This is a genomic window from Maribellus sp. CM-23 (assembly GCF_021354595.1).
Classification (GTDB): domain Bacteria; phylum Bacteroidota; class Bacteroidia; order Bacteroidales; family Prolixibacteraceae; genus Draconibacterium.
Map to the genome: position 1 here is coordinate 489,232 of NZ_JADWYJ010000002.1, position 22,832 is coordinate 512,063.

Annotated in this window: 17 protein-coding genes; 9 read left to right on the forward strand and 8 right to left on the reverse strand. The window is 42.7% G+C overall.

Annotated elements, in window-relative coordinates; all coding sequences use genetic code 11:
* Window positions 1-161 precede the first annotated feature (161 nt).
* From INQ51_RS09415 to INQ51_RS09455, 9 genes are all read left to right on the forward strand, one after another.
* Window positions 162-488: a DMT family transporter gene (locus tag INQ51_RS09415; RefSeq protein ID WP_233377718.1), complete on the forward strand. Its 327-nt coding sequence runs from the start codon at window positions 162-164 to the stop codon at window positions 486-488.
* Between the two features lie 321 nt (window positions 489-809).
* Window positions 810-2,522: an FAD-dependent oxidoreductase gene (locus INQ51_RS09420; RefSeq protein ID WP_233377719.1), complete on the forward strand. Its 1,713-nt coding sequence runs from the start codon at window positions 810-812 to the stop codon at window positions 2,520-2,522.
* Between the two features lie 221 nt (window positions 2,523-2,743).
* Window positions 2,744-3,310, forward strand: coding sequence for a Crp/Fnr family transcriptional regulator (locus INQ51_RS09425; RefSeq protein WP_233377720.1), 567 nt, complete (start codon window positions 2,744-2,746; stop codon window positions 3,308-3,310).
* Window positions 3,311-3,363: 53 nt separating this feature from the next.
* The gene (locus INQ51_RS09430; RefSeq protein WP_233377721.1) at window positions 3,364-3,942 is read left to right on the forward strand and encodes an NAD(P)H-dependent oxidoreductase; all 579 of its coding nucleotides are present in this window, start codon (window positions 3,364-3,366) and stop codon (window positions 3,940-3,942) included.
* Between the two features lie 11 nt (window positions 3,943-3,953).
* Complete coding sequence (locus INQ51_RS09435) at window positions 3,954-4,532, forward strand: outer membrane beta-barrel protein (RefSeq protein WP_233377722.1); 579 nt, start codon at window positions 3,954-3,956, stop codon at window positions 4,530-4,532.
* Between the two features lie 332 nt (window positions 4,533-4,864).
* Window positions 4,865-5,329 (forward strand): copper resistance protein NlpE, encoded by a 465-nt coding sequence (locus INQ51_RS09440; RefSeq protein ID WP_233377723.1) that lies wholly within the window; start codon window positions 4,865-4,867, stop codon window positions 5,327-5,329.
* Window positions 5,330-5,396: 67 nt separating this feature from the next.
* A complete protein-coding gene (locus INQ51_RS09445; RefSeq protein WP_233377724.1) occupies window positions 5,397-5,969 on the forward strand; it encodes a LemA family protein in 573 nt (190 codons plus the stop codon).
* A complete protein-coding gene (locus tag INQ51_RS09450) occupies window positions 5,970-6,932 on the forward strand; it encodes a DUF3137 domain-containing protein (protein ID WP_233377725.1) in 963 nt (320 codons plus the stop codon).
* Between the two features lie 27 nt (window positions 6,933-6,959).
* The gene (locus INQ51_RS09455; RefSeq protein ID WP_233377726.1) at window positions 6,960-8,015 is read left to right on the forward strand and encodes a tetratricopeptide repeat protein; all 1,056 of its coding nucleotides are present in this window, start codon (window positions 6,960-6,962) and stop codon (window positions 8,013-8,015) included.
* 29 nt (window positions 8,016-8,044) lie between these two features.
* On the opposite strand, the gene uvrA is transcribed toward INQ51_RS09455, so the two are convergent.
* The 8 genes from uvrA to INQ51_RS09495 all read right to left on the reverse strand — a co-directional run bounded on the left by uvrA (window position 8,045) and on the right by INQ51_RS09495 (window position 22,818).
* On the reverse strand, window positions 8,045-10,915 hold the full coding sequence (uvrA, locus tag INQ51_RS09460) for an excinuclease ABC subunit UvrA (RefSeq protein WP_233377727.1): 2,871 nt from the start codon (window positions 10,913-10,915) through the stop codon (window positions 8,045-8,047).
* A gap of 51 nt (window positions 10,916-10,966) precedes the next feature.
* The gene (locus INQ51_RS09465) at window positions 10,967-11,884 is read right to left on the reverse strand and encodes a lytic transglycosylase domain-containing protein (RefSeq protein WP_233377728.1); all 918 of its coding nucleotides are present in this window, start codon (window positions 11,882-11,884) and stop codon (window positions 10,967-10,969) included.
* Window positions 11,885-12,092: 208 nt separating this feature from the next.
* Window positions 12,093-13,376 (reverse strand): LVIVD repeat-containing protein, encoded by a 1,284-nt coding sequence (locus INQ51_RS09470; protein ID WP_233377729.1) that lies wholly within the window; start codon window positions 13,374-13,376, stop codon window positions 12,093-12,095.
* Window positions 13,377-13,388: 12 nt separating this feature from the next.
* The gene (locus tag INQ51_RS09475; protein ID WP_233377730.1) at window positions 13,389-14,159 is read right to left on the reverse strand and encodes a hypothetical protein; all 771 of its coding nucleotides are present in this window, start codon (window positions 14,157-14,159) and stop codon (window positions 13,389-13,391) included.
* 383 nt (window positions 14,160-14,542) lie between these two features.
* Entirely contained in the window at window positions 14,543-14,890 is a 348-nt protein-coding gene (locus tag INQ51_RS09480; RefSeq protein ID WP_233377731.1) for an SdrD B-like domain-containing protein, read from the reverse strand.
* A 20-nt stretch (window positions 14,891-14,910) separates the two neighbouring features.
* Window positions 14,911-16,899, reverse strand: a complete 1,989-nt coding sequence (locus INQ51_RS09485; protein WP_233377732.1) for a SusD/RagB family nutrient-binding outer membrane lipoprotein — start codon at window positions 16,897-16,899, stop codon at window positions 14,911-14,913.
* Window positions 16,900-16,918: 19 nt separating this feature from the next.
* Window positions 16,919-20,233, reverse strand: coding sequence for a SusC/RagA family TonB-linked outer membrane protein (locus tag INQ51_RS09490; protein WP_233377733.1), 3,315 nt, complete (start codon window positions 20,231-20,233; stop codon window positions 16,919-16,921).
* 647 nt (window positions 20,234-20,880) lie between these two features.
* The gene (locus tag INQ51_RS09495; protein WP_233377734.1) at window positions 20,881-22,818 is read right to left on the reverse strand and encodes a SusD/RagB family nutrient-binding outer membrane lipoprotein; all 1,938 of its coding nucleotides are present in this window, start codon (window positions 22,816-22,818) and stop codon (window positions 20,881-20,883) included.
* Window positions 22,819-22,832: the final 14 nt, after the last annotated feature.

The following is a 22,832-nucleotide window of genomic DNA, read 5'->3' on the forward strand; positions in this document are numbered from 1 at the left end:
GTACTTCAGAAGTGGGTGGGAGTACCTCCAAAGTACCCTGAAATCAATACCCGAAAGAGTTTTCAAAAAATACCTATCTTTCAACCCGGACAAACGGGACGTAAACCACTGTTTTTTGTTTTGCGGCACCCGTAGTCAGCAACAAAAACACAAGGAAGAAAATGAACTGGATCATATTAACTGTGGCAGGGCTGTTTGAGGTCGCGTTTGCCTTTTGCCTGGGAAAAGCGAAAGAAACATCCGGTACCGAAATGTACCTGTGGTACGCCGGATTCCTGGTCGCACTTACCATAAGCATGAGTCTTTTAATAAAAGCCACGCAAACCTTACCCATCGGGACTGCCTACGCCGTATGGACCGGAATTGGTGCGGTTGGAACCGTATTGGTGGGAATTTTTGTGTTCAAAGAGCCAACCACATTTTTAAGGCTGCTTTTTCTCACCACCCTCATAGCATCGATTGTCGGGCTAAAAGCCGTTTCCGAATAATTCATACTTCCACGCCAAGCTCATTTTTTTACAATTGTATAAGATTGAAGGGTTTTCCGAAAGCTTTAGGAATCTGACATTCGGAAAAACACAGGCGCCGCACAGGCATCAAATATCGGGCTGTCAGCTTCCGGCACAGCTCCTATTTTGATCAACCCGTCTTGCTCTTACTTACAATTTTGTTAAATTCAACAAGTCAAAAAACAAGCTTTTTATGATCCTAAAACTTTTTCTATTTTAACGGCACGAAGGCTCACCCTTAAGGCATAAAACCAGAGCACTTTAGCGAACTAAACTTTGTACAAATCTTAAATAAATAGTATGTTTTCAATAAAAACTTTCTTAACAACCGTCCTTGCAAGCATTTTTTCAATGCTGTTTATGCTGAACGGACAGGCACAAAACGCCTCCTACGATATTATAATCTATGGCGGTACTTCAGCCGGAATTGCCGCCGCCATTCAAAGTTCACGAATGGGAAAATCGGTGCTGATCATTGAGCAATCAAACCGGCTGGGAGGATTAACCACCGGAGGATTGGGCGCCACCGATATTGGCAACAAACAAGCCATTGGCGGTATTTCGCGCGAATTTTACAGGAACATAAAGCAGTATTATGCCCAACCGGAAAACTGGAAATGGCAGAAACCCGAAGAATACAAGCAAAGCAGGAACAAACAAGGAGAAGATGCCATGTGGACATTCGAGCCGTCGGCAGCCGTAAAAGTGTACGAACAAATGATGGCTCCCGAAAAGATTGATGTCGTTTACAAACAGCGGCTAAACCGCGAAAACGGCGTAAAAAAGCAGGGACAAAAAATCGTTGAAATTGAGATGGAAAGCGGTCAGAAATACCGCGGGAAAATGTTTATCGATGCTACTTACGAAGGCGATTTACTGGCAACAGCGGGTGTAACTTACACTTACGGACGCGAATCGAACAAGGAATACGGCGAAACCCTCAACGGTGTTCAGGCCAACGATTACAGCATAACACTTGGTCGCAAAGTTTCGCTGAATAGTGTTCACCATAATTTTATCGACGGTGTTGATCCTTACGTCGTAAAAGGAGACCCTTCGAGTGGTCTGCTTCCTTTTATTGTGGAAGGCGGCCCCGGAATCGACGGACAGGGAGATAAAGGCATCCAGGCATACTGTTTCCGTATGACCCTGACCGACCACCCCGAGAACCGGATCCCTTTCCGGAAGCCTGACGATTACAACGAACTGGAATACGAACTTCTTTTCCGGAATTACGAAGCCGCACAAGGCCCCATCGAGGAAATGTACCCGTATGGCGACAAATTGGTGCCGTGGATCAACTCGGCTATGCCCAACCGCAAAACCGACACCAACAATCAGAAAGGCTTTTCCACCGATTTTATCGGACAAAACCACGACTACCCGGAGGCCAGCTACGAAGAACGCGAAAGAATAATTGACCGCCACCGCAGTTACCAGCAGGGGCTGATGTGGACCCTCGCTTACCATCCGCGCATTCCGGAAAAAGTAAGAGAAGTGGTTTCGCAATGGGGAACCTGTAAAGATGAATACGAACGCGAAGACGGCTGGCAACAGCAGTTGTACATTCGCGAAGCACGCCGCATGCTCAGCGACTATGTGATGAGCCAGCACGATTGCGAAGGACTAAAAGTAGCCGACGACCCGGTGAGCCTGGCAGCATACGGAATGGATTCGCACCAGGTGCAGCGCTATGTAGATGCCAATAGGTATGTTCAGAACGAAGGTAACGTTGAAGCCCACGGCTTCCCTCCCTACCCGATCAGCTACCGTTCCATCATCCCCAAAAAAGGAGAATGCAACAACCTGCTGGTTCCGGTTTGTGTGAGCTCAACCCACATCGCATTTGGCTCCATCCGCATGGAACCGGTTTTTATGATCCTGGGACAGTCGGCTGCCACCGCCGCCGCTTTGGCCATCGAAAACGAAACCGATGTACATTCGCTGGACTACAATATACTGAAAGCCCGCTTGCTCGGAGACAAACAGGTTCTTGCCCACGAAAAGCAATAGTCGACAACGATAGAAAAACAACAAACATAGCTACACAGAAGCCCGTAATCTGGAATCCAGACTACGGGCTTCGTGCTTTTTTAGCATTATATTTGCTTACTTCCAGCCCCAAACTCGTCAAATAAAATAAAGACGTGTTTTAACCTTTATCGAAAAAATAAAGCTCAAAAGTCTTTGGGTTCAATTCAAATCCTAATCTTTGCAACATAAAAAGGCCGAAAATGATAAAAGAGTATTTCAAATCGTTCAACATACTTAGCGCAGAAGACCTGGAGTTACTGGAAAACCAGCTTCAACCAAAAACGCTGAAAAAAGGCGACTTTTTTATCAAAGCAGGATCGGTTTGTAAGGAAGTGGCTTTTGTTTCCTCCGGTTTTTTCCGGTCGTTTTACCTGTCCTCTTCGGGCGAGGAGGTGACTTACTGTTTGATGTTCAACCATTCCTTTATTACGGCTTATTCATCGTTTATTACACAAACCGCTACCGAAGAAAACATCCAGGCCCTGGCTGATGTAGAAATGATGACGCTTTCGAAGAAAGCAGTTGAACAGTTGGAAAATACCAGCTCAAACTGGATGAAAATGATGAAGATAATGGCTGAGCGGGAATACATCAACCTCGAGAAAAGGATTTTCCTATTGCAAAGAGAAAACGCAGAACAACGATACAAAAATTTGCTGGCCAATTATCCGGAATACCTGAAGTTGATTCCGTTAAATTACCTGGCATCGTACCTGGGCATAACACAACGTCACTTAAGCCGATTACGAAAGTCGGTTGCGAATTAGACAAATGTCCTTTCCCCGCAGCCCCGCAATGCCTTCTTTTGCTGAAAAAAAGTATGAGTCAGGTATTAATTATTAACGGACACCCCGATAAACAAAGCTTTAATCATTCACTGGCAGAGGCCTACCAAACGGGGGCTGCCAAAACAAATTCGTCGGTCACCACGCTCAATATTGGCGATCTCGACTTTAACCCCAACCTAAAGTTTGGCTACAGAAAAAGAACAGACCTCGAACCCGATTTGCAAGATGCCATCGAAAAAATAAAAGCGGCACAGCACATTGTTTGGGTGTTTCCGATGTGGTGGAGCGGATACCCCGCATTGATGAAAGGATTTATCGACCGGACCTTTTTACCGGGCATCACTTTCCAACCCGTAGAAGGGAAGCCACTACCCAAGAAACTGTTAAAGGGAAAAACCTCGCGGATAATCATCACCTCCGACACTCCCTCGTGGTACGACCACCTGTATTTAAGACGGCCGGCGATTAACCAATTCAAAAAAGGCACGCTGCAATTCTGTGGAATCACCCCGGTTAAGGTAACCTACATCTCCCCCATCAAAAGTTCGAGTGACAAATTCAGAGATAAGTGGCTAAAAAAGGTATCTTTATTGGGTGAAAAACTAAAATAAATCTCCAAAAAATGAGACACCTTTTAACACTGATTACAATGCTGCTTGTCAGCGCCCAGGCCTTTTCTCAAAATGCCAATGAATTAAAAGTTTATTACGGAATTGCTCACAGCAAAATACTCGTGAATAAGGATTTAAACGGAGCCCCAGGTTACGACAATGACAACACGTATGAGTTTGGGTTCAAATACCTGAACAAGCTTACCGAGCGCTTTGGTATCGAAACCGGAATAAACTACCTGCACAGCCGGGTTGAAATTACTCCGGCCTTCACCGGAACACCCGTAAATTCTCATTTCGAAAACCTGAATCTTCTATCGATTCCCATACTCGCCAACTATACCTTTGGCAAGTATTTTTTTGTGAATGGCGGGCCCTTGATTGATTTTCAACTTTCTGACGCGTCTTTTGACTCGCAATCCGGGATCGGCTACAGCCTTGGCATAGGCGCGAAATATCATTTTGATCGTTTCCTGATCTTTCTTAACCCCAATTTTAAAAGACATGCTCTTATTCCATTTACGAAAGAAGATTATCCGCAGAAATTAACTGAATGGGGCCTGCAACTCGGCATTGGCTACACATTTTAAAGTTAAGCGGTAACAAAAACTTCGTACCGGGTTGCGCATCACTCAACACGAATAAATTATAAGTTCGTTATTGAAAATTAAAAATATCAGATACCTGGATGGCCTTCAGGGATATAATGAACAAACTTAATCCAGGGGATCTCACTCCCTTGGATTTTATAATTATTTATGGAGCCCATCCGCAGAACAAAGTGGCACAGCATACGTTGTAAAATCAATAAGAAACGGGTAAACCCAGGGTTCTTGCTAAAACTGGCAGACAATTTGCATACTACCGCTCGCCACTTAACATATTTAGTATTTAAATCGCACAATATTATATTAAACAAAAAATGAGAAAATTTAAGATTTTAGTTTTAGGTTCCCTGGCCTTAATGGTTTTTTCCTGCAACAATGCAAGCTCAAAAAAAGGAACCAGCGAAGAACAGCAAACTTCTGTCAGTACAGAGCAAGTAAACCCGGATCCTGCGCACAACAGCAAAATTTCGCTGGATTGGGCAGGTATTTACGAAGGCGTTTTGCCATGTGCAGATTGCGAAGGAATAAAAACAACGATTACTTTGAACAGCAACCATACTTTCTCTAAATCTGAAATCTATTTAAAGGGAGAAAAAGAAAGCAAATTCGATACGAAAGGTCAGTTTGAATGGGATGAATCGGGCGGAATTGTGATACTGGAAAATGAGGACGAAAAACATTTATACCGGGTAGGTGAAAATATATTGATACATTTGGACATAAACGGCAACGCCATTACCGGTTCACTGGCTGAACATTATATCTTAAAAAAGAAATAAAATCTTAGAAGGAACCGAAACATACAGACTGGATTCGGCAATACTGACAGACATAACAATAATAAACATGAATACAACATTACTTATTTTGATTGCTGCACTGGTGATTTTATCGCTCATTTTCATCAGCATTTACAACGGATTGATCAGACGCAGAAACGAAGTTGACAATGCTTTTGGCGGAATGGATGTGCAGCTCAAAAAGCGCTACGATTTAATCCCGAACCTGGTTGCCTCGGTAAAAGAGTATGCCCAACACGAGAAAGAACTGTTAAGTAAACTCACCGCCTTAAGAGCTTCGGCTTTAAAACCTGATTTGTCGGTGGACGAGAAAATCTCTCTTGACAACCAAATATCGGGCGCGATCAAAAATATGCTGATCTCGGTTGAAAATTATCCCGAACTAAAAGCCAACGAGAATTTTATATTTCTTCAAAGGTCGTTAAACGAAGTCGAATCACAGATATCGGCCGCCCGCCGAACTTTCAATGCGGTAGTAACCGATTACAACAACGGCATACAGGTATTTCCAAACAGTATTGTTGCGGGAATGATGGGAATGAAACGCAAAGAAGTATTTGTTATCTCAGAAGCCGAAAGAGAAAATGTAGATGTCAGCAAAATGTTTAAGCAGGGATAGATGAAGTCAGCAGACAGTTTGCAAGAAATCTATCATTCAAAACTCAGTCCCGCGTTACAGTCGCTCGAATCAACAAGAAAAGAAGTCGTAAAACGCTTCCTTCTGTCCGTATTGATTCTTTTGCTCGGAGCCGCGTCTTTCATACTTGGCCAGGGAAGTAGCTGGGCCTTTGTTACCGGTTTGTCCATTGCCATTTTGGCGTTTGTGTCTTTCTGGTCGGCAATTCGCAAACACGATAGCTATAAACAGGCGTTTAAAAACAATGTGGTCCGGAAAATTATTGAATGCATTGATCCCGACTGGCAGTACCATCCCGAGTCGTGCATTAGTGAGAACGAATACGTGGAAAGCGGTCTTTTTCCCCGACGCTGGGACCGCTACAACGGCGACGACCTGATTAGCGGCGTCATCGATAAAACCGATTTTCGCTTGTCGGAGTTGCATACCCAGTACAAAACCGTGTCGGTCGACAGCAAAGGACGTCGCTCGGAACAGTGGCATACGATTTTTAAAGGCCTGTTTGTTCATGCCGATTTCAACAAGGAAATTAAAGGCGAGACATTTGTACTTCCCGATCTGGCTGAAAGACTTTTTGGGAAATGGGGACAAAAACTGCAACGAGATGCTTCGAGAGGACAATTGATAAAACTTGAGAACAACGAGTTTGAAAAGTATTTTGTGGTGTATTCCGACGACCAGGTTGAGGCCCGGTATATTTTAACGCCCAAAATAATGGAGGCGATCTTAAACATCCGGAAACGATTTAATACCGAAATATATCTTTCGTTTGTGGGCACCAGGGTATACGTAGCCATGTCGTTTACTAGAGATTTATTTGAACCGCGTTTATACCGATCGGGTGTACGTTATTCCGACATTGAACAAATGTATTACCAGTTTAACACCATTTCGGTGATTATTAACGAGATGAACCTGAATACCAGAATCTGGACAAAAGAATAAATAATCCCGAACTAAACAACAATCAATATGAAAACTATTATCACACCTATTTTTGTTCTGCTTAGTTTAATTGCTTTTGGACAAAACAACGCAATCTCCGATTTGTGGAAGCTTTATGGCGCACGTGATTTTGAATCAGCTATCGAAAAAGCGAAGCCACTTCTCAACAACGATCCCAACAACGCTGATTTAAATTTAATAATCGGCCGGGCCTATGCAGACAAATCCGACTATCAGAATGCCGTTCCCTATCTTCTTACAACGACAGAAAACGACACTGATAATTCGTGGCGAAAAGCCTGGGCGTATAACTATCTCGGAACTTGCTATTTTATGTTGCAAAAATATGAGGAAGCCGAAAAATATCTAAATGAATGTATAAAGCTTAATGCAACAAAAAATGCTACAAACGACGCATACGGCAAGTCTTTACGTTTGGGATACAATGAGTTCTATAATAGTTGGAAAATTGTTGAAACGGAACATTTTCGTTTCCATTTTCAGAAGATGGATGACGAAGATATTGCGATATATACTTCGGTAAGAGAAAAGGCTTTTACCAAAATAAACGGCTTTTTTAATAGCGCCTTACCCAAAAAGATTGACTTTTTTGTTTGGGAATCAAAAGAAGATGCGAAAAGTGTTCTGAAAGCCAATTTAGGTTTTGCAAAGCCTGAATTTTCCGTTGTACATTCTCACTACCAACAAACAAAAGGACATGAAATGACGCATGTTATTTCAAACTATTCAACCACCATGCTGGCGAAAACGGGGTTGATAAACGAAGGAACAGCAGTATGTTTCGATCAGACGACCCATGATAAAGAAAAAATCGTAAAAGGCTGGCTAAAAGCAAACAGTAAAAAAGTAGCCATCAAAGAAATCTGGTCAAATTGGGGAGCCTACCCAACAGAACTGACTTATCCGCTATCGGGTTTATTTGTTAAAGCTTTGATCGATAAATTCGGCCAAGAAAAATTTATTGCATTTTTTGGTGATCAAAGCTATGAACATGCAAAGACAGTATTCGGAGACGAACTCGACAAATTCATAGATACATTTGAAGGGAAAATAAACTCTTAAAACAAAATCAAGCATCCGGGATCAAGAATCTAGATGCCCAGTTCCTGCTTCAGAAATTTAGCGGTGTGCGATTCTTTGTTTAAGGCCACTTCTTCGGGTGTTCCGGTGCAAAGGATTCGTCCGCCGTGTTTTCCGCCTTCAGGCCCCAAATCGATGATGTGGTCGGCTACTTTTATCACATCCAGGTTGTGCTCAATTACAATGACTGTATTTCCCTTTTCCACCAGTTTATTCAGCACTTCGAGCAACACACGGATGTCCTCAAAATGCAGCCCGGTGGTGGGTTCATCAAGGATGTACAATGTTTTCCCGGTGTCGCGCTTGGCCAGTTCCGAGGCCAGTTTCACACGTTGCGACTCTCCTCCCGAAAGCGTTGTCGAAGACTGGCCCAGCGTGATGTATCCCAGTCCCACTTCCTTCAAGGTTTCCAACTTGGTGGAAATCGACGGAATACTCTCAAAAAATTCCACGCCCTGGTTGATCGTCATATCCAGCACATCGCTGATGGATTTTCCCTTGTAGCGCACTTCCAGCGTTTCGCGGTTGTAGCGTTTGCCGTTGCATTTGTCGCAATGCACATACACATCGGGCAGGAAATTCATCTCGATAAGTTTGAGTCCCCCACCCTGGCACTCTTCACAACGGCCACCTTTTACGTTAAATGAAAAACGCCCGGGTTTGTAGCCCCTGATCTTTGATTCGGGAAGCTGCGCAAACAGGTTCCGGATATCCGAAAAAACATTGGTGTAAGTAACCGGGTTGGAGCGCGGTGTGCGTCCGATCGGCGACTGGTCTACTCGGATCACTTTGTCAATCAGTTTCAGCCCTTCCACTTTTTTGTAGGCCAGCGGATCTTTTACGCTTTTGTAAAAATGCTGGCTCAAAATGGGCTGCAAGGTTTCGTTGATCAGCGTTGATTTTCCGCTTCCCGAAACTCCGGTCACACAAATAAATTTTCCGAGAGGGATTTCCAAATCCACATTTTGCAGGTTGTTCCCTGAACATCCAAATATCTTGAGTTTGTCTGCTTTTCCATTTCTCCGCTCAGCCGGAATATCGATTTTTCGCCGATCGTTCAGGTAATCAGCAGTAAGTGTTTTGGCCTTCAGCACATCCTGTGGTTTTCCGGCAGCCACAATTTCACCACCGTGTCGCCCGGCCATCGGCCCCATGTCGATCAGGTGATCGGCGTGCATCATGGTATCTTTGTCGTGTTCCACCACAATCACCGAGTTTCCGGTATCACGCAGTTGTTCGAGCGCCTGGATAAGTTTCAGGTTATCGCGGTGATGCAAGCCAATGCTGGGTTCGTCGAGGATGTACAAAACATTTACCAGTTGCGAACCAATTTGCGTAGCCAGGCGGATGCGTTGCGATTCTCCTCCCGAGAGACTTTGTGCGGTGCGGTCGAGCGACAGGTAATTCAGTCCAACACCCAGCATAAATCCGAGGCGGTCGCGAATTTCCTTGATCACTTCGGTACCGATCATTCGCTGACGTTCGGTAACCCGGTCTTCCAAACCATCAAGCCAGGTTCCGAGTTCATCCAGATCCATCTGCGCCAGTTCCGAAATATTTTTCCCATCGATCTTGAAATGCAGCGATTCCTTTTTCAACCGCCGCCCGTGACACTCGGGACATTCGATTTTCTTCACAAACTGGTTGGCCCACTTTTGAGCTGTTTTCGAAGTATTTTCTTCGCGCTGCCCGTCGATGTACTTGATCACCCCTTCGTAGGTCATCATGTAATTCAGACTGTTTCCGAGCGGTGTATTTTTTAGCTGAATACGTTCGTTCGAACCATATAAAACGGCATCGATCCCCTCTTCCGAAATATCTTTCATCGGAGTTTTCAGGTCGAAATCAAATTTCTCTCCCAAAGCCTCGATCTGCCAGAAAATAAGCGAATTTTTATAGGCTCCCAACGGGGCGATCCCACCTTTACCAATGCTCAGATTTTTATCAGGGATCACCTTGTCCATGTCAATCTCGGTGATACGCCCCAGTCCGTTACATTTCGGACAGGCCCCCTGAGGCGAGTTAAACGAGAAATTATGCGGTGCCGGCTCTGCGTAAGAAATCCCGGTGCTGGGACACATCAGCAAACGGCTGTAATACTTGGCTTCGTTGGTGTCGTTATTAAGGATCATCAGCACTCCATGACCGTGTTTCAAGGCGGTCTGAATGCTGTCTTTTAACCGTTTTGTGGAAGCTTCGTCCACCACCAGCTTATCGATCAGAATCTCGATAAAGTGGTTTTTATAACGATCCACTTTGTGGTTGTGACGAATCTCTGTCAACTCACCATCCACACGGGCAGTTAAAAATCCTTTGCGCAAAATCGACTCAAACAACTCGCGGTAATGTCCTTTTCTTCCTTTTACTACAGGCGCCAGAATATGAATGCGCTTGCCCGCAAAATCGGTTTTTATCAGCTGAATGATCTTCTCTTCGGTGTACTTCACCATTTTCTCGCCCGTGTTGTATGAATAGGCTTCACCGGCGCGGGCATATAGCAAACGCAAAAAATCATACACCTCGGTAACCGTTCCCACCGTTGAACGCGGGTTGCGGGTGGTCACTTTCTGCTCGATGGAAATAACCGGGCTCAATCCCGTGATCTTGTCCACATCGGGGCGCTCCATGTTTCCGAGAAACGAACGGGCGTAAGCTGAAAACGTTTCAATGTAGCGGCGCTGGCCTTCGGCATAAATGGTATCGAAAGCAAGCGACGATTTACCACTTCCGCTCAAGCCGGTAATCACGGTGAGCTTATTGCGCGGAATTTCTACATCGACATTCTTCAGGTTGTGAACCCGCGCACCGTGTACAATAATTTTATCTTCCGATTCAAGCTCAGCTAACTGAACTTCGGTATTTGCATTTACTTTTTCGGTCATTTTCTTCTCAAATCTTCGCCGGTTTGTTATTTCCGGATGGAACAACAAACTCTACAACTGGGGTATTTCTACCCAATATCTTTTTTTGCCGGAATAGGTCAACGTATTTTCGCGTAGCCAGGGATTAAAATCTTTGAACACCTTGTAACTCAATCCTTGTTCTTTTGCGTAGTCGGCAAAATTGGCTACCGATCCTGTAATCTCCACTTGTTTCGTCGGGATCACCGGATATTTGTCTTTGTCGGCCACATAAAAATTGTATTTCTCCGGATTTTCGAGGATCAGTTTCAGCGCCATAATACGATAAACATAACGTGCAGTTTCGGTGGTAATCAGCAAGTCGTAATAATCATCCTGCCGCTGAATGTCCATTTGTCGCTGCACACCTGTCATTCCTCGATTATACGATGCCGCCACCAGGGTCCAGCTGCCAAACTTCTCGTAGGCATCTTTCAGGTAATCGCAGGCGGCACGCGTAGCTTTTTCGATGTGGTAGCGTTCGTCCACCTCGCTGTTTACTTCCAAACCATAGTCGCCGGCTGTTCCTTTCATAAACTGCCAAAAACCCGCGGCACTGGCTGGGGAAATGGCCCGCGGATTGAAACCACTTTCGGCCACCGCCAGGTATTTAAAATCGTCGTGAATTCCTTCTTCTTTTAAAATGGGCTCAATGATCGGGAAATAACGGGGGGCCAGTTTGATTAAGCGGATCGTTTGCGAATGAAAATAGGCATTGGAAAGCAATTCGCGGTCGAGTGCCTCTTTCACATAAAAACGATCGAGTGGCAAAGATTCTCCGGCAAAACTTGCCTTTTCGGGGATTTCCACCGCTTCGAAACGTACTTCTCTTTTAGAGGCATCCTTGGGTTCTTCGGGGCGTGCCGATCCCAGCAGCATCAAAATCAGAACTACATTCCCCACCAACAATACAGGTACTGACACCTTCCACCACTTCTTGTTCTTCGTCATGTTATTGCTCCTTGTTTTATTACCGGCACATTTGAGTATCAAAAAAATAGTGTTCGCAAACGCACCGGAAATGAATGTTCAAAAATACATTATTACCCTTGCTAAACAATGAAAAAGGCCTGACTGTTTGTCAAGCCTTAAAATATATTTCTTTTTACCTCAGGAATAAAACCAATATTCGGGAGGAAACTTTTTTGTTTGCTGAATATCAATCGTTCGTATCAACCGGAATAAAACTTATTTGCTGAATATCCTGAAGGTCGGAATAATCATAGAGATAAAAACCGTCCTCGCCAATCATAAACAGGTAATCGTTTAACGGAATCACATCGTAAGCATTAATATTGGGGAATGTCGCAATATGGTTTTCGGAGATGTGTATTTTATCACTTGCATCGTACACTTTCAAACCCGCCTCGCCGTCGCACACAAAAAGAATTTCGTCGTCGATTCCAAGCCCATAGGGACCTTCCATCGGGTAAGAAGCAATCAACGTATTGTTCACATAATCATCGGATAATTGAAGTACATCGAGTCGGTTTACAGCACCGCCACAAGTGTTTCCACCGCGCAGCGTAATATACGCATAGCCATCGGCCACCACTACCGGGTCGCAACTGGTGGTATGCCAGAAAGAGCTTAAATATTTAGGCACCGTGGGCACTTCCAGGCTAAAAACACGCATTCCGGACTGCATTCCAAAAAACATGTGATCATCGTAAATAAACATGGTTTCCACATCCCAGCCCACATTTTGCTGTCCAATTTCTTTGGGCTGCTGATCATTGTTTATGTCAAATATATGCAGCATAGCACGGTCTACCGTATACAAGTAGGTGTTGTACAGCCCAAAGCGCGCCATGGAGCCGCCCACTCCGAAAGTACTGCCCTGCGGTACAGAACCACCTCCGTTGGCCATGTCGGACATAAAAAGATTGTCTCGGTTCGAGAAAAAATACACCGGGTAATAATGATATTCCATCTTCTGGCGAACACGGGTAATTTTCCAGTCTATCACCACTCCCTTTTCTTCGTCAATGTCGGCCAGCCGGTAGTTTTCGTCGTATTTCGGCAAGGTATAAGGAAAAACATCTTCAACGCGGTTTACTTCTTTGGGATTGTCAATATCACTGATATCAATGGCCACCAAATCAATATAACTATCGGCGTAAAGCGTGTTGTTTTTGATCGCAATATCCACGTTCCCGGGAATTTCAATAAAACCGAGGTTTTCAGGATTAGCGGGATTTGTCATGTCAAGGATATGAACCCCTTCAAACACTTCGTTCACAAACAAAAGGTTGTCTTTGAAATAGATCTTTCCGGGAACTTCCATAGTGCGCGATTCGGTAACTTTTACCGCCGACCTAAGTTCTTCGTAAGTCAGATAAACAGGCGCATTGGCCGTAAATTCTTCGGTGTACTCATCTTTACAGGCCCAAACCAATAGCAGTAAAATAACGAGGCCGATTGTATTTTGTATAGTTTTCATAGGTCTTAATTTTTAGTTGAAGATGATACCCAGTTTAATGGTTAAGCGGTTGTAATCGATGTCGAGTTCGTAGTCGCTTTCACCCGAATAATTCAGGCGGTGATACTGGTAACCTACAGCAAAGTTCATCCCAAATGTGGGCGAAAACATGTGCTGATAACCCAAGCCGGGATTGATAAGAAGGCCGCCTTTACTGTCGAGGGGTTCCGCACTTACGTTTCCGGGCCGCGGCCAGATGTCTATCCAGTTGGGGACAATATCATAATACAGGGCGTTCGACTCCTCGATCGCAACCTGGTAACCTGCTTTCAGAAAAAAGTAGGGCGATGAAGGATTATCGTGTAGTTTATATTCCAGGTTGGCAAAAACCGGAAGAAAAGACTCCTTTAGAAATTCGATTCCGGTCCCGACTCCGACAGAAAAACGGGGAACAACGTGGTAGTTTACGGAGCCGGTCATGCTAAATGGTGCATTCTGGCTATTATCGGCATTACCTACCAAAACGCCTAATTCAACGCGGTAAAAGAACTTTGAATCCGGCATCGTTTGGTTAAAACTTCGGGTACCACTCACTCGTTTTACAGCAATGGTATCGATCTCGTTCCGGTCAAACACCCAGAGGTTTCCGGCAGTAAATACACTCACATTTTTCTGATCGGGAGAATAGGAATACTTTCCTTTTAGAATGGTTCCGTTTTTCAGGTAGATGTACCCTTTTTCAGCTTGCGGAAAAGCTGTCAGCGTTACAAAAAACGTAAACAACAACAGACACAACTTTTTCATGAGTTTAAAATTTCAGGTTATCAAAGTCATCATATAAAAAACCGAACCTTATCAAAGAGAGTAAATCGAAGATTTGCGCACTCGCTGCTAGAGTTTGGTTTGGGGATAGATGCAAAAAATGGTGGAAAGGTTGCGTAGGGAGGCGTAATTACTCGGGAGATTAATATTTCCGGGATATGGGGAAAGAAAAAAACCAGCGCCCCCAAAAGGCCGCTGGTTTTACATACAGACAAAAGTCTTCTTTAACCAAACTAACTATTGAAAGCAGGAACTGAGAACTATGTCCTACTTCGACTCAATCAACAAACGTTTCGTTCGAAGGTCTGGCTTTATGCGAACAAAAAGGGGAAGCTCAATTGAGCTTCCCCTCTATTTATAAGAATCTAATTCCTTTTTGTTAATGTTAGCGATACGGGCCTTTCGATATCCCCGCCAACATAAACCTGATACTGGACGTTTCCGGTATCATAAGTATCCCCGTTGATAACAACAGTAGCAGCTACAAAATAATTACCGGACTCAAGCCCTGAAAAAATAAAGTCTCCATTCGCATCTGTAGTCGTTGTTTTATAAACGCTGGTAGGCGAATCGTATAGTTTTACCGTAATATTGGCCATTTGCGCTTCAACACCGCTACCTTCAACTTTCGTTGTCCCGATTATTGTACCATCTTCTTCGCTACATGCTGCAAATAAGAATACGCACAACAGTATATAAATAATCTTCTTCATATCGTAATCAATTTGTTTTATTATTCTAATACGTTTTTCCACTTTTCAGTTCTTCCGGTAAACCACATTGGAAGATCGTAGTTGTCATGTCCACTTATCTGAGCCCATGCTTCAGGGTCTGATGCCTGAACACTTGCAGGATAAGTATTACGTTCTTTCCATCGGTACAACTCCAAAATATTGCTCGGGTTATCACCTAAATATTTAATCAAACGACGTGCTGCGGTAAAACAGTACTCGTAATTCAATACGTTATAGTTCATATGCAACTGAACATAAATTGCATAAACCTTCTCCTGGTCCGAAAGCAAATCAAAGCGTTGTGCTGCTTTTTCAGCAAACATTGACGCATCGTAGCGTTCATCCGGTCGATCATTTATCCTGGAGTCTGACATTGAATTAGGAAATCCGGGAACCGTACTTTTGGTATTCTTATTATTTACATTTAGGTCGTACCAAAAATCGCTGGATAATTCAATTGCTTTTTTATAGTGTTCTCTTGCACTCATCGGTGTAGCTCCAAAACCACGAACAGCAGCTTCAGCAAAATTCAACTGAACTTCTGCAGCATTCAGGGTAGGATAACGTAAATTCGAGTTATAGATTGCCCTCATGTTGTATTCACTGGTCATTACACCTGCTTTTCCAAGCACCCAACCTGAATCATCATTATTGGCAACTCTTTCACGAAGTTTTTCGCGAAGGAACTCATCCCTTTCCGAGAGTGGCACTAAAACATTGTTAACATAGAGTCTGATTTCATCCTCACCATCACCATTCGGATTGGTAATTTTGAACACGTCAATGCTTTCATCTGTCATACAAGGATCGTCGATGTAATACCCTCTTACCACTTTACTCAAATAGCTGTTCGGATCGTTACCGTTATCCCATTTGTTGTCATTTCCAAAATAATAACCTCTGAAATCAGGCGATATCATATAAGCTACCCTTGGGTCAACATCACCATTTTTCAAGCCCTCTTTATTGGCACCAACATTATCTGCCGAATAATACTTCAATCCATTCCCTGCATCTTTCTCTACAGGAACAAGGTTCATTATGTCAGTGAATTTCTTAGGAACTCTTAATGTATAAGGATTCTCTCTAAAAGCACGTGTAATACCAAGTTCTGATTGTAATCTGGCCGGATCAACAATAGCCAAATCCGCGATTCCGGCAACATCTGTATAAGTATCAAAGATAGGTTTCCCCTGCAACTCTGAAAGAACCGTGCTAGTAAGTTCAGGTAGCTGCTCACTAACGGTCATTGCCCAACGTAATCTTAATGAGTTAGCATATTTACGCCATTGGTCAATATTCCCGTTAAAAAGAACATCCTGGGCCGAGAACAAAGTTTCTTCGGTACTCGAAAGCTCCAGAGTTGAAAGGTACTCTTCAATTTCTTTCACTTCCTGCAGAATTATAGGATAAATTTCACTTTGCCCCTTGTATACTGCTTTATCTCCGTCCAAAGCTCCTGCTGAGCCAGTAGCTATATACGGAACTTCGTCATATAAATCGGTAGCTCTTTGATAAACATAAGCCTTCAACAAGTGCAACAATCTTATGTAAAGTTCATCGAGTGTTGATGGGCTTTCCATATTGTTGTACTCTCTTTGTCCCCAAAGAATACCAACAATCCATTGACTGTTTGCGTTGTTAAAAACGGTATTATTGAATGAACCGGTTCCCCAGTCGTTTTCAACATCCATAAGAGCATAAGAGAAGCCATATTCAGCAATTGTAAAAGGCGTTTGCACGCCCGACCCCAAAATACGTTGTCCCGATCTCTGAATATGATATTGTGTTCCATAGTCTCCGCGAAGAAAGTATCCCCTGGTAAGCTGTGAAGTAAAATAACCCGAGAGTACACTTACTCCTGACGCATCTGCAGCCTGTTTCGAAAATCCATCAGGATTCTGAAACAGTTCCTCCAACTTATCCTGGCAACCTACTGTTAAGAACAGTGCCAAAACAATTGCTACTATTTTATTATAATATTTCATAGTTGATCTTCTTTAAGAATTAAAATTTAACTTTTACAGCAAGTCCCATTGATCTTTGAGCAGGCAAAGCTGTTGAAGCAACAGATGCTGAACTCCATGAAGTTCCAATTGTAGATTCCGGAATTGTATTCGGTGCTGCTTTGTATAAATAAGCTACGTTATTAACAAAACCCATTAAACTTAATTCTGATAGTCTAACCAGACTGGAAAGTTTTTTAGGTACAGTGTATTCTATAGCAATATTCCTCAGTGCGACATAATCATTTTTGAATATTCTGTCTTCCGGGAAGAAGCCGTTTGCAAAATAAGACTGATAATAATAATCTTCAGCAGCTACCACTTTGTTGTTTGCCGTTCCGTTGCTAAAGACACCGTCGAGCAAAACACCATCCCAATAGGATGCACCACCGTTAGGATTCCCTCCGGGAGCTTTATATAAGTTTCCACTTCCATCCTGGGCCATGTAATATTGTACGCCACCACTTGCCTGGTCTCTGTAAGGTAAACTTTCCTTCAACACACCGGCTGCCAGCATATAAGTCTCTGTGTGAGAAATGAATGTTGAGCCAAATGAATAGTCGATGTTTGCAATAAAACGAAGACCCTTATAGTTGAATGAAGAAAATACACCTCCGATCAAATCAGGAAGAACCTTACCAACCATCTTGTTGCTTTTGGTATCATACGCATAGTTATTACCTGAAGCGTCTACGATTCGTTTACCGTTATTAGGATCATTCTCATCAGATGGGTTAATGTAATAATTCCATCCTTTTTGCTGATAAATCAATCCATACTCGCCACCAACTTCAGCAATCGCATTCAATCCGGCATTATTCCAAAGAGTCATGCGGGTCAAATCCCCATCAAGCTTTACGATTTTTGTTTTGCTGCCTGAGAATGTAAGATTTACATCCCAAGAGAAGTCTCTTGCCTTCACTGGTTTTGTTTTAAGCATTAATTCCCAGCCTTTGTTAGAAACATTTCCTGCGTTCATTCTAATACTGCTAACTCCCATACCTGCCGGAGCTGCAACCTGCATAATCTGGTCGTAGGTATTTGAATTATAGTATGAGAAGTCAATTCCTAACCTGCTGTCAAATAAATACGTTTCCAAACCAACCTCAAACTCACGCTTTTTCTCTGGCTTCAGGTTTGGAACACCATTTTCGTCCATCGGAGGAAGATCATTGGGAGGTGTCAAAACAAATCCGGCACCAGAAGCAGTAACACCATAGTTTACGTTACCAAAGTAACGCGGGCCCGGACGACCTACATCAGCCCAGGAAACTCTGAGCTTGCCAAAATCAATCCATTCCGGCAACCTAAGAGATTCTGAAGCAATCCATGTTGCGCTAACTCCCGGATAAAAGTATGAATTGTTGGCAGGAGGCAGGATAGACGACCAGTCGTTTCTTCCCTGTACTTCAATAAAAATCTGATCAGCATAAGCAAACTGAACCGATCCCATCACACTATACATAATATCTTCACCATTCTGAAACTGGTAAGTAGGTTGGGCCCCTGAAGGCATGTTTGCGTATGAAAAGAAGTTAGGAATAACGAAGCCGCCAAGTTGTCTGGCTCCTTTTTTATCAAGATAACTGTGAGAGACAACACCACCAACAAAACCTGACAGGTTAAAACGCTCGTCAACAATATCCGAATTGAAATTCAATAATGCCTGACCGTACGTTTTTCGGATATCTCTCACAACATCCTGGTATACGTTTCCACTGGCAGGTCCAATTAGGCTCGGGTCTGTAAGTTTTCCTTTATACTGACTTCTTTCAGTAGTTACATCTGCTCCTCCCATTATCGTTGCGCTGAATATTTTATTCAATGTTATATCAATATTCAACGACTGGATATTGTGCAAACGTGTAAATTCATCTTCATTCTGAGTTTGATCCCACAGATAGTTTACAACCGCACGTCTTCCAGAAGAAAAAGATTCGGTAAATGCCGGATTTGCAAAATAATTATACCCATCAGGCGTCACCATCCATTTGTTCAGCAGGTCTACATCTATATCATAACTGTAGGCCCCTAAAGAAGAGGTTATACCCTGAGCTCCCATTGTTGTACTTGTAACAGCATTCATATTCTTCGAGAAGAACAGGTTACCTGAGTACGAAATATTGATATAATCATTCATTTTATAGGAGGCATTCAAACTGAATGTATTTTTATCATACGAACCAGCCAGCGTTGTCGGAGAAAGATCAGTATTGGTATACGAAAAACGCATTGAACCTTTTTCTCCTCCAGAGCTAATTGCCACGTTAGTGATGTACTGATGTCCGGTCCGGTACATTTTATCATAAACGCTCTCGCTCTGCGCCACCCAAGGTCTTTGGGTACCGTCCCACCAATCCAAAGTAACGCTTGGGTCAAATTTTGGACCGAATGCCTGACCTCTGTTGTCAATAGTCCTCACACCATCAACAAGATAAAACCCCTGGTCATCTGTAACAGTTGTACTTGGAGACCTTCCGGTTCCGTACTGGTTTTGAATTTCCGGCAAAAATGCCACATTATCCCATGTAGTTGTAAATGAAGCAGAAACTCCCAGGTCTTTTCCTTTGGCACCACTTTTTGTTGTAATCAAAACAACACCGTTTGCACCAGCACTACCATAAAGTACCGAAGCTTTCGCTCCTTTCAAAATTTCGAATGATGCAATGTCGTCCGGGTTAATATCGTTGATACCTGTTCCATAGTCACGACCGTTGGCATTGTCTGCACCCAATCCTGTATTTTGGTCATGGATTGGAATACCATCAACTACAATCAAAGGACGTGTTGTTGAGTTGGAGTCGAACGATACCGCATTACGGATATTGATTTTCATACCTCCCGTTGGCCCTGTTGCTGTTGATGCAACTTGTACACCAGCTGCCGAACCGTACAAAGACTGAAGTGCATTCACCGGAGTTCCGCTAGCAAGAATACGTTCGTTATCAACTTTAGAAACAGCATATCCTAACGCTTTTGCTTCTCTTCGGATACCTAACGCTGTAACAACAACCTCATCAACGCCAATTGCATCTGTTACCAAGGTAACATTAACAACAGAACGTCCATTCAGACTTTCTTCTATTGTTTTCATTCCTACAAATGAAAATACAATGAGAGCATCTGCTTTAACCGTAATTGTATAATTACCATCTGCATCGGTAATTGTCCCATTTACAGTCCCTTTTTCCATCACGGACACCCCAGGAATCCCGAGGCCTTCTTCATCAGTAACTATACCCGTTACTGTTTGCTGTGCATAAACGCTGCCTATAAGCGCGAAACACAATGCAACAAGCAAAATAATTTTTCTCATAAAGAATAAATTTTAGTTGTTAAATAGAAAATAAATCCAATGTATCTATTGTAGTCGTTTGGTAAGAGGATTCGATGATTATCAAATTCTTCTGTAGACCTCATTAAGCTAGTTTTTAGTTTTCGCAAGTTCAATTTTCGCTACCTGCACTATTATGGAGATCAGAACTCCATTTTTGGATAGCGCAAAGTAAAATTAACTATTTATTTTAATTTTATTAAATAATTCATAAAATATTTTAAAATCATATCGATCATAAAAAAATCATATACATATAAAATATTATAAATTAATTATTTTCCAATAATTAGATTTTAAGAAATAATATTATCAAACAATCACTTATTAATAATTCAAATCCAAAATCTCTCTTTAGAGAATAAGCCTCATTCCGTTTTTAATCAATAGCCGGCAACAAGAAGAAAAGCCATAGTTGTATTATGATTCATTTTGTTCCCAACACAACACAAAATCGCGGCAAGACACCACTATAAATTAGCGACCACGCCATACGCAACTGACTAACTAAAACTTACACTCCTTAATCAAAATGGACATAAAAAAACCGCCGCCCGTTAGCTAACGGACAGCGGTTCAATTATTTATTTCAACTAAATTAATTTACATCTTCATTGACCAAGATGAATTTAATGTTTTGCCCACCAAAGTGGTGTTGTAACCAAGTCGGACCCTCCAAGGTACTGCAAAGCCTGTTCGTAACTACCCGGGTTAGTATTTTGCAATGAAATAGGATAGCGCAACCTTTGCGGGAAGAATTCACGTTTACTTACAAGTACTCCTGTTGGAGTGGCTCCCGGTAAGTTGGGAAGGATATTCTCAGCCGCAGGATTTACAAAGAATGGTAAGCCCAATCTCCTGTGATCATTCCATGCCTCAAGTGGCTGCCAAGGACAATTGGCAATATACTTCTGAGTTATGATTTTGGTTAACACATCATTATTTGTTACCGAACCAAAATTAGCCGGATATTCATAAGTCATTGTTCCAGCTGCTTCAGCATAAGGATCATAGTTATTAATCGTATAATCTGTTGCTTCGGCAGTATGATCAAAACTAGCAGAGGTACCCACCCTGCTATATTCAGTAGATGCCAGGTAATCATCGGCAAACTGAGATAAACCATGGTATTCAAAACTACTGCGAACACCTGCCTCATAGAATGCTTTTGCATTTCCGCCGGTATTCCAACCGTAAGTAGCAGCTTCAGCTAACAGAAAATAAGTTTCCCATGGACCAAACCATACCCTCTCGGTTGGACCATCGTGGTAAACTTTTGAGATATGGGGTCTATTGTAGGAAAAATACATAACATCTGTTCGTGAAGATTTCTCACCACTATCGCCGTTCGTCCATGAGTTGAAAGAATAGTCAGAATTAAAACGGGCAGTATCATTGCTTGTATTCCATACTTTTACTTTATAACTATCACCCGATGCATCATACCTAAACATTACGGTACCATCATTATACCCGGGAATGGCAAACATCTTCAGAATACGAGGATCGATTTTGTCAGGAATACCATCAAAGAAGTGTCCTTTTGCGGGATTGTTTACAGCTGTTGCAATATTGTCCGGCATATACAATCCTAAGTAATCATGCACTGACTTTTCATGATTATCAAAAACTTCTGTTGTAAGTTTATAAACTGAAGTTCCCGGCACAGTTGCAAGATCACGCGATTTGATTCCACCCAAACCAAAAGTAATATTTGTCATTGTTGCCGTAATATACTGGTAGTTCCACGGGCGAGACATAACCCGGGTCAGATCTTTCCAACCACCATCCTCAGGAACGGTTGGCATACTTTCTAGCGTACTAACAAAACCAGATATTCCACCAGCATCGCTTACTGCTTTTTCGAAAGCTGTTTTTGCATAAGCAGCTTCGACTTCTGATAAACGCATGGCAAAACGCAAGCGCAACGAATTGGCGTATTGTTTCCAGTTAGTTATATCAAAGCCCATCATATAGTCATACTTTGACACAGAAGACATATCAACGTCTGCGTCTAATTTACCTTGAGCATCTTCCAGTTCTTCAATAATGAAGTGATAGATATCTTGCAAACTGTAAGAGTCGGGGTTTTCGCCCTGAAAAGCATTGATCGAAGGGTTAGGTCCAAAATTATCACTAACCTCACTGATCAAATAAGCTCTCCAAATACGTGCGATTTGCACCAGATTATCAGTATAAGAATAGGCGGTCCCATCTTCCAATGAAGCTGTACCTAATGAAATTGCCTGTTGTACCAGGTTAATCCAGGTTCCTACATAATCTTTCCAATAATCTTCTGACCAACCATTTACATCACTCCCCACAAGAGCATAGCCACCTGACTCGTAATGAGCCGCTGCTTTCCAGTTCAAAATAAACATACGCTCTGCAATATGCGGGTTTTGCTGTGCCCTAATAATCGAATTATTGATCAGATACTCAATCTGTACTTTATCCGGACCTACAGCAGTTGGGCTTGTATTGATATCTTCAAAGTCGCTGCAGGCTCCCAAAAAGATTAATACAAGTACTGTTAGAATTAATTGTCTTAATTTATTATTTTTCATTTCTCATCCTCCTC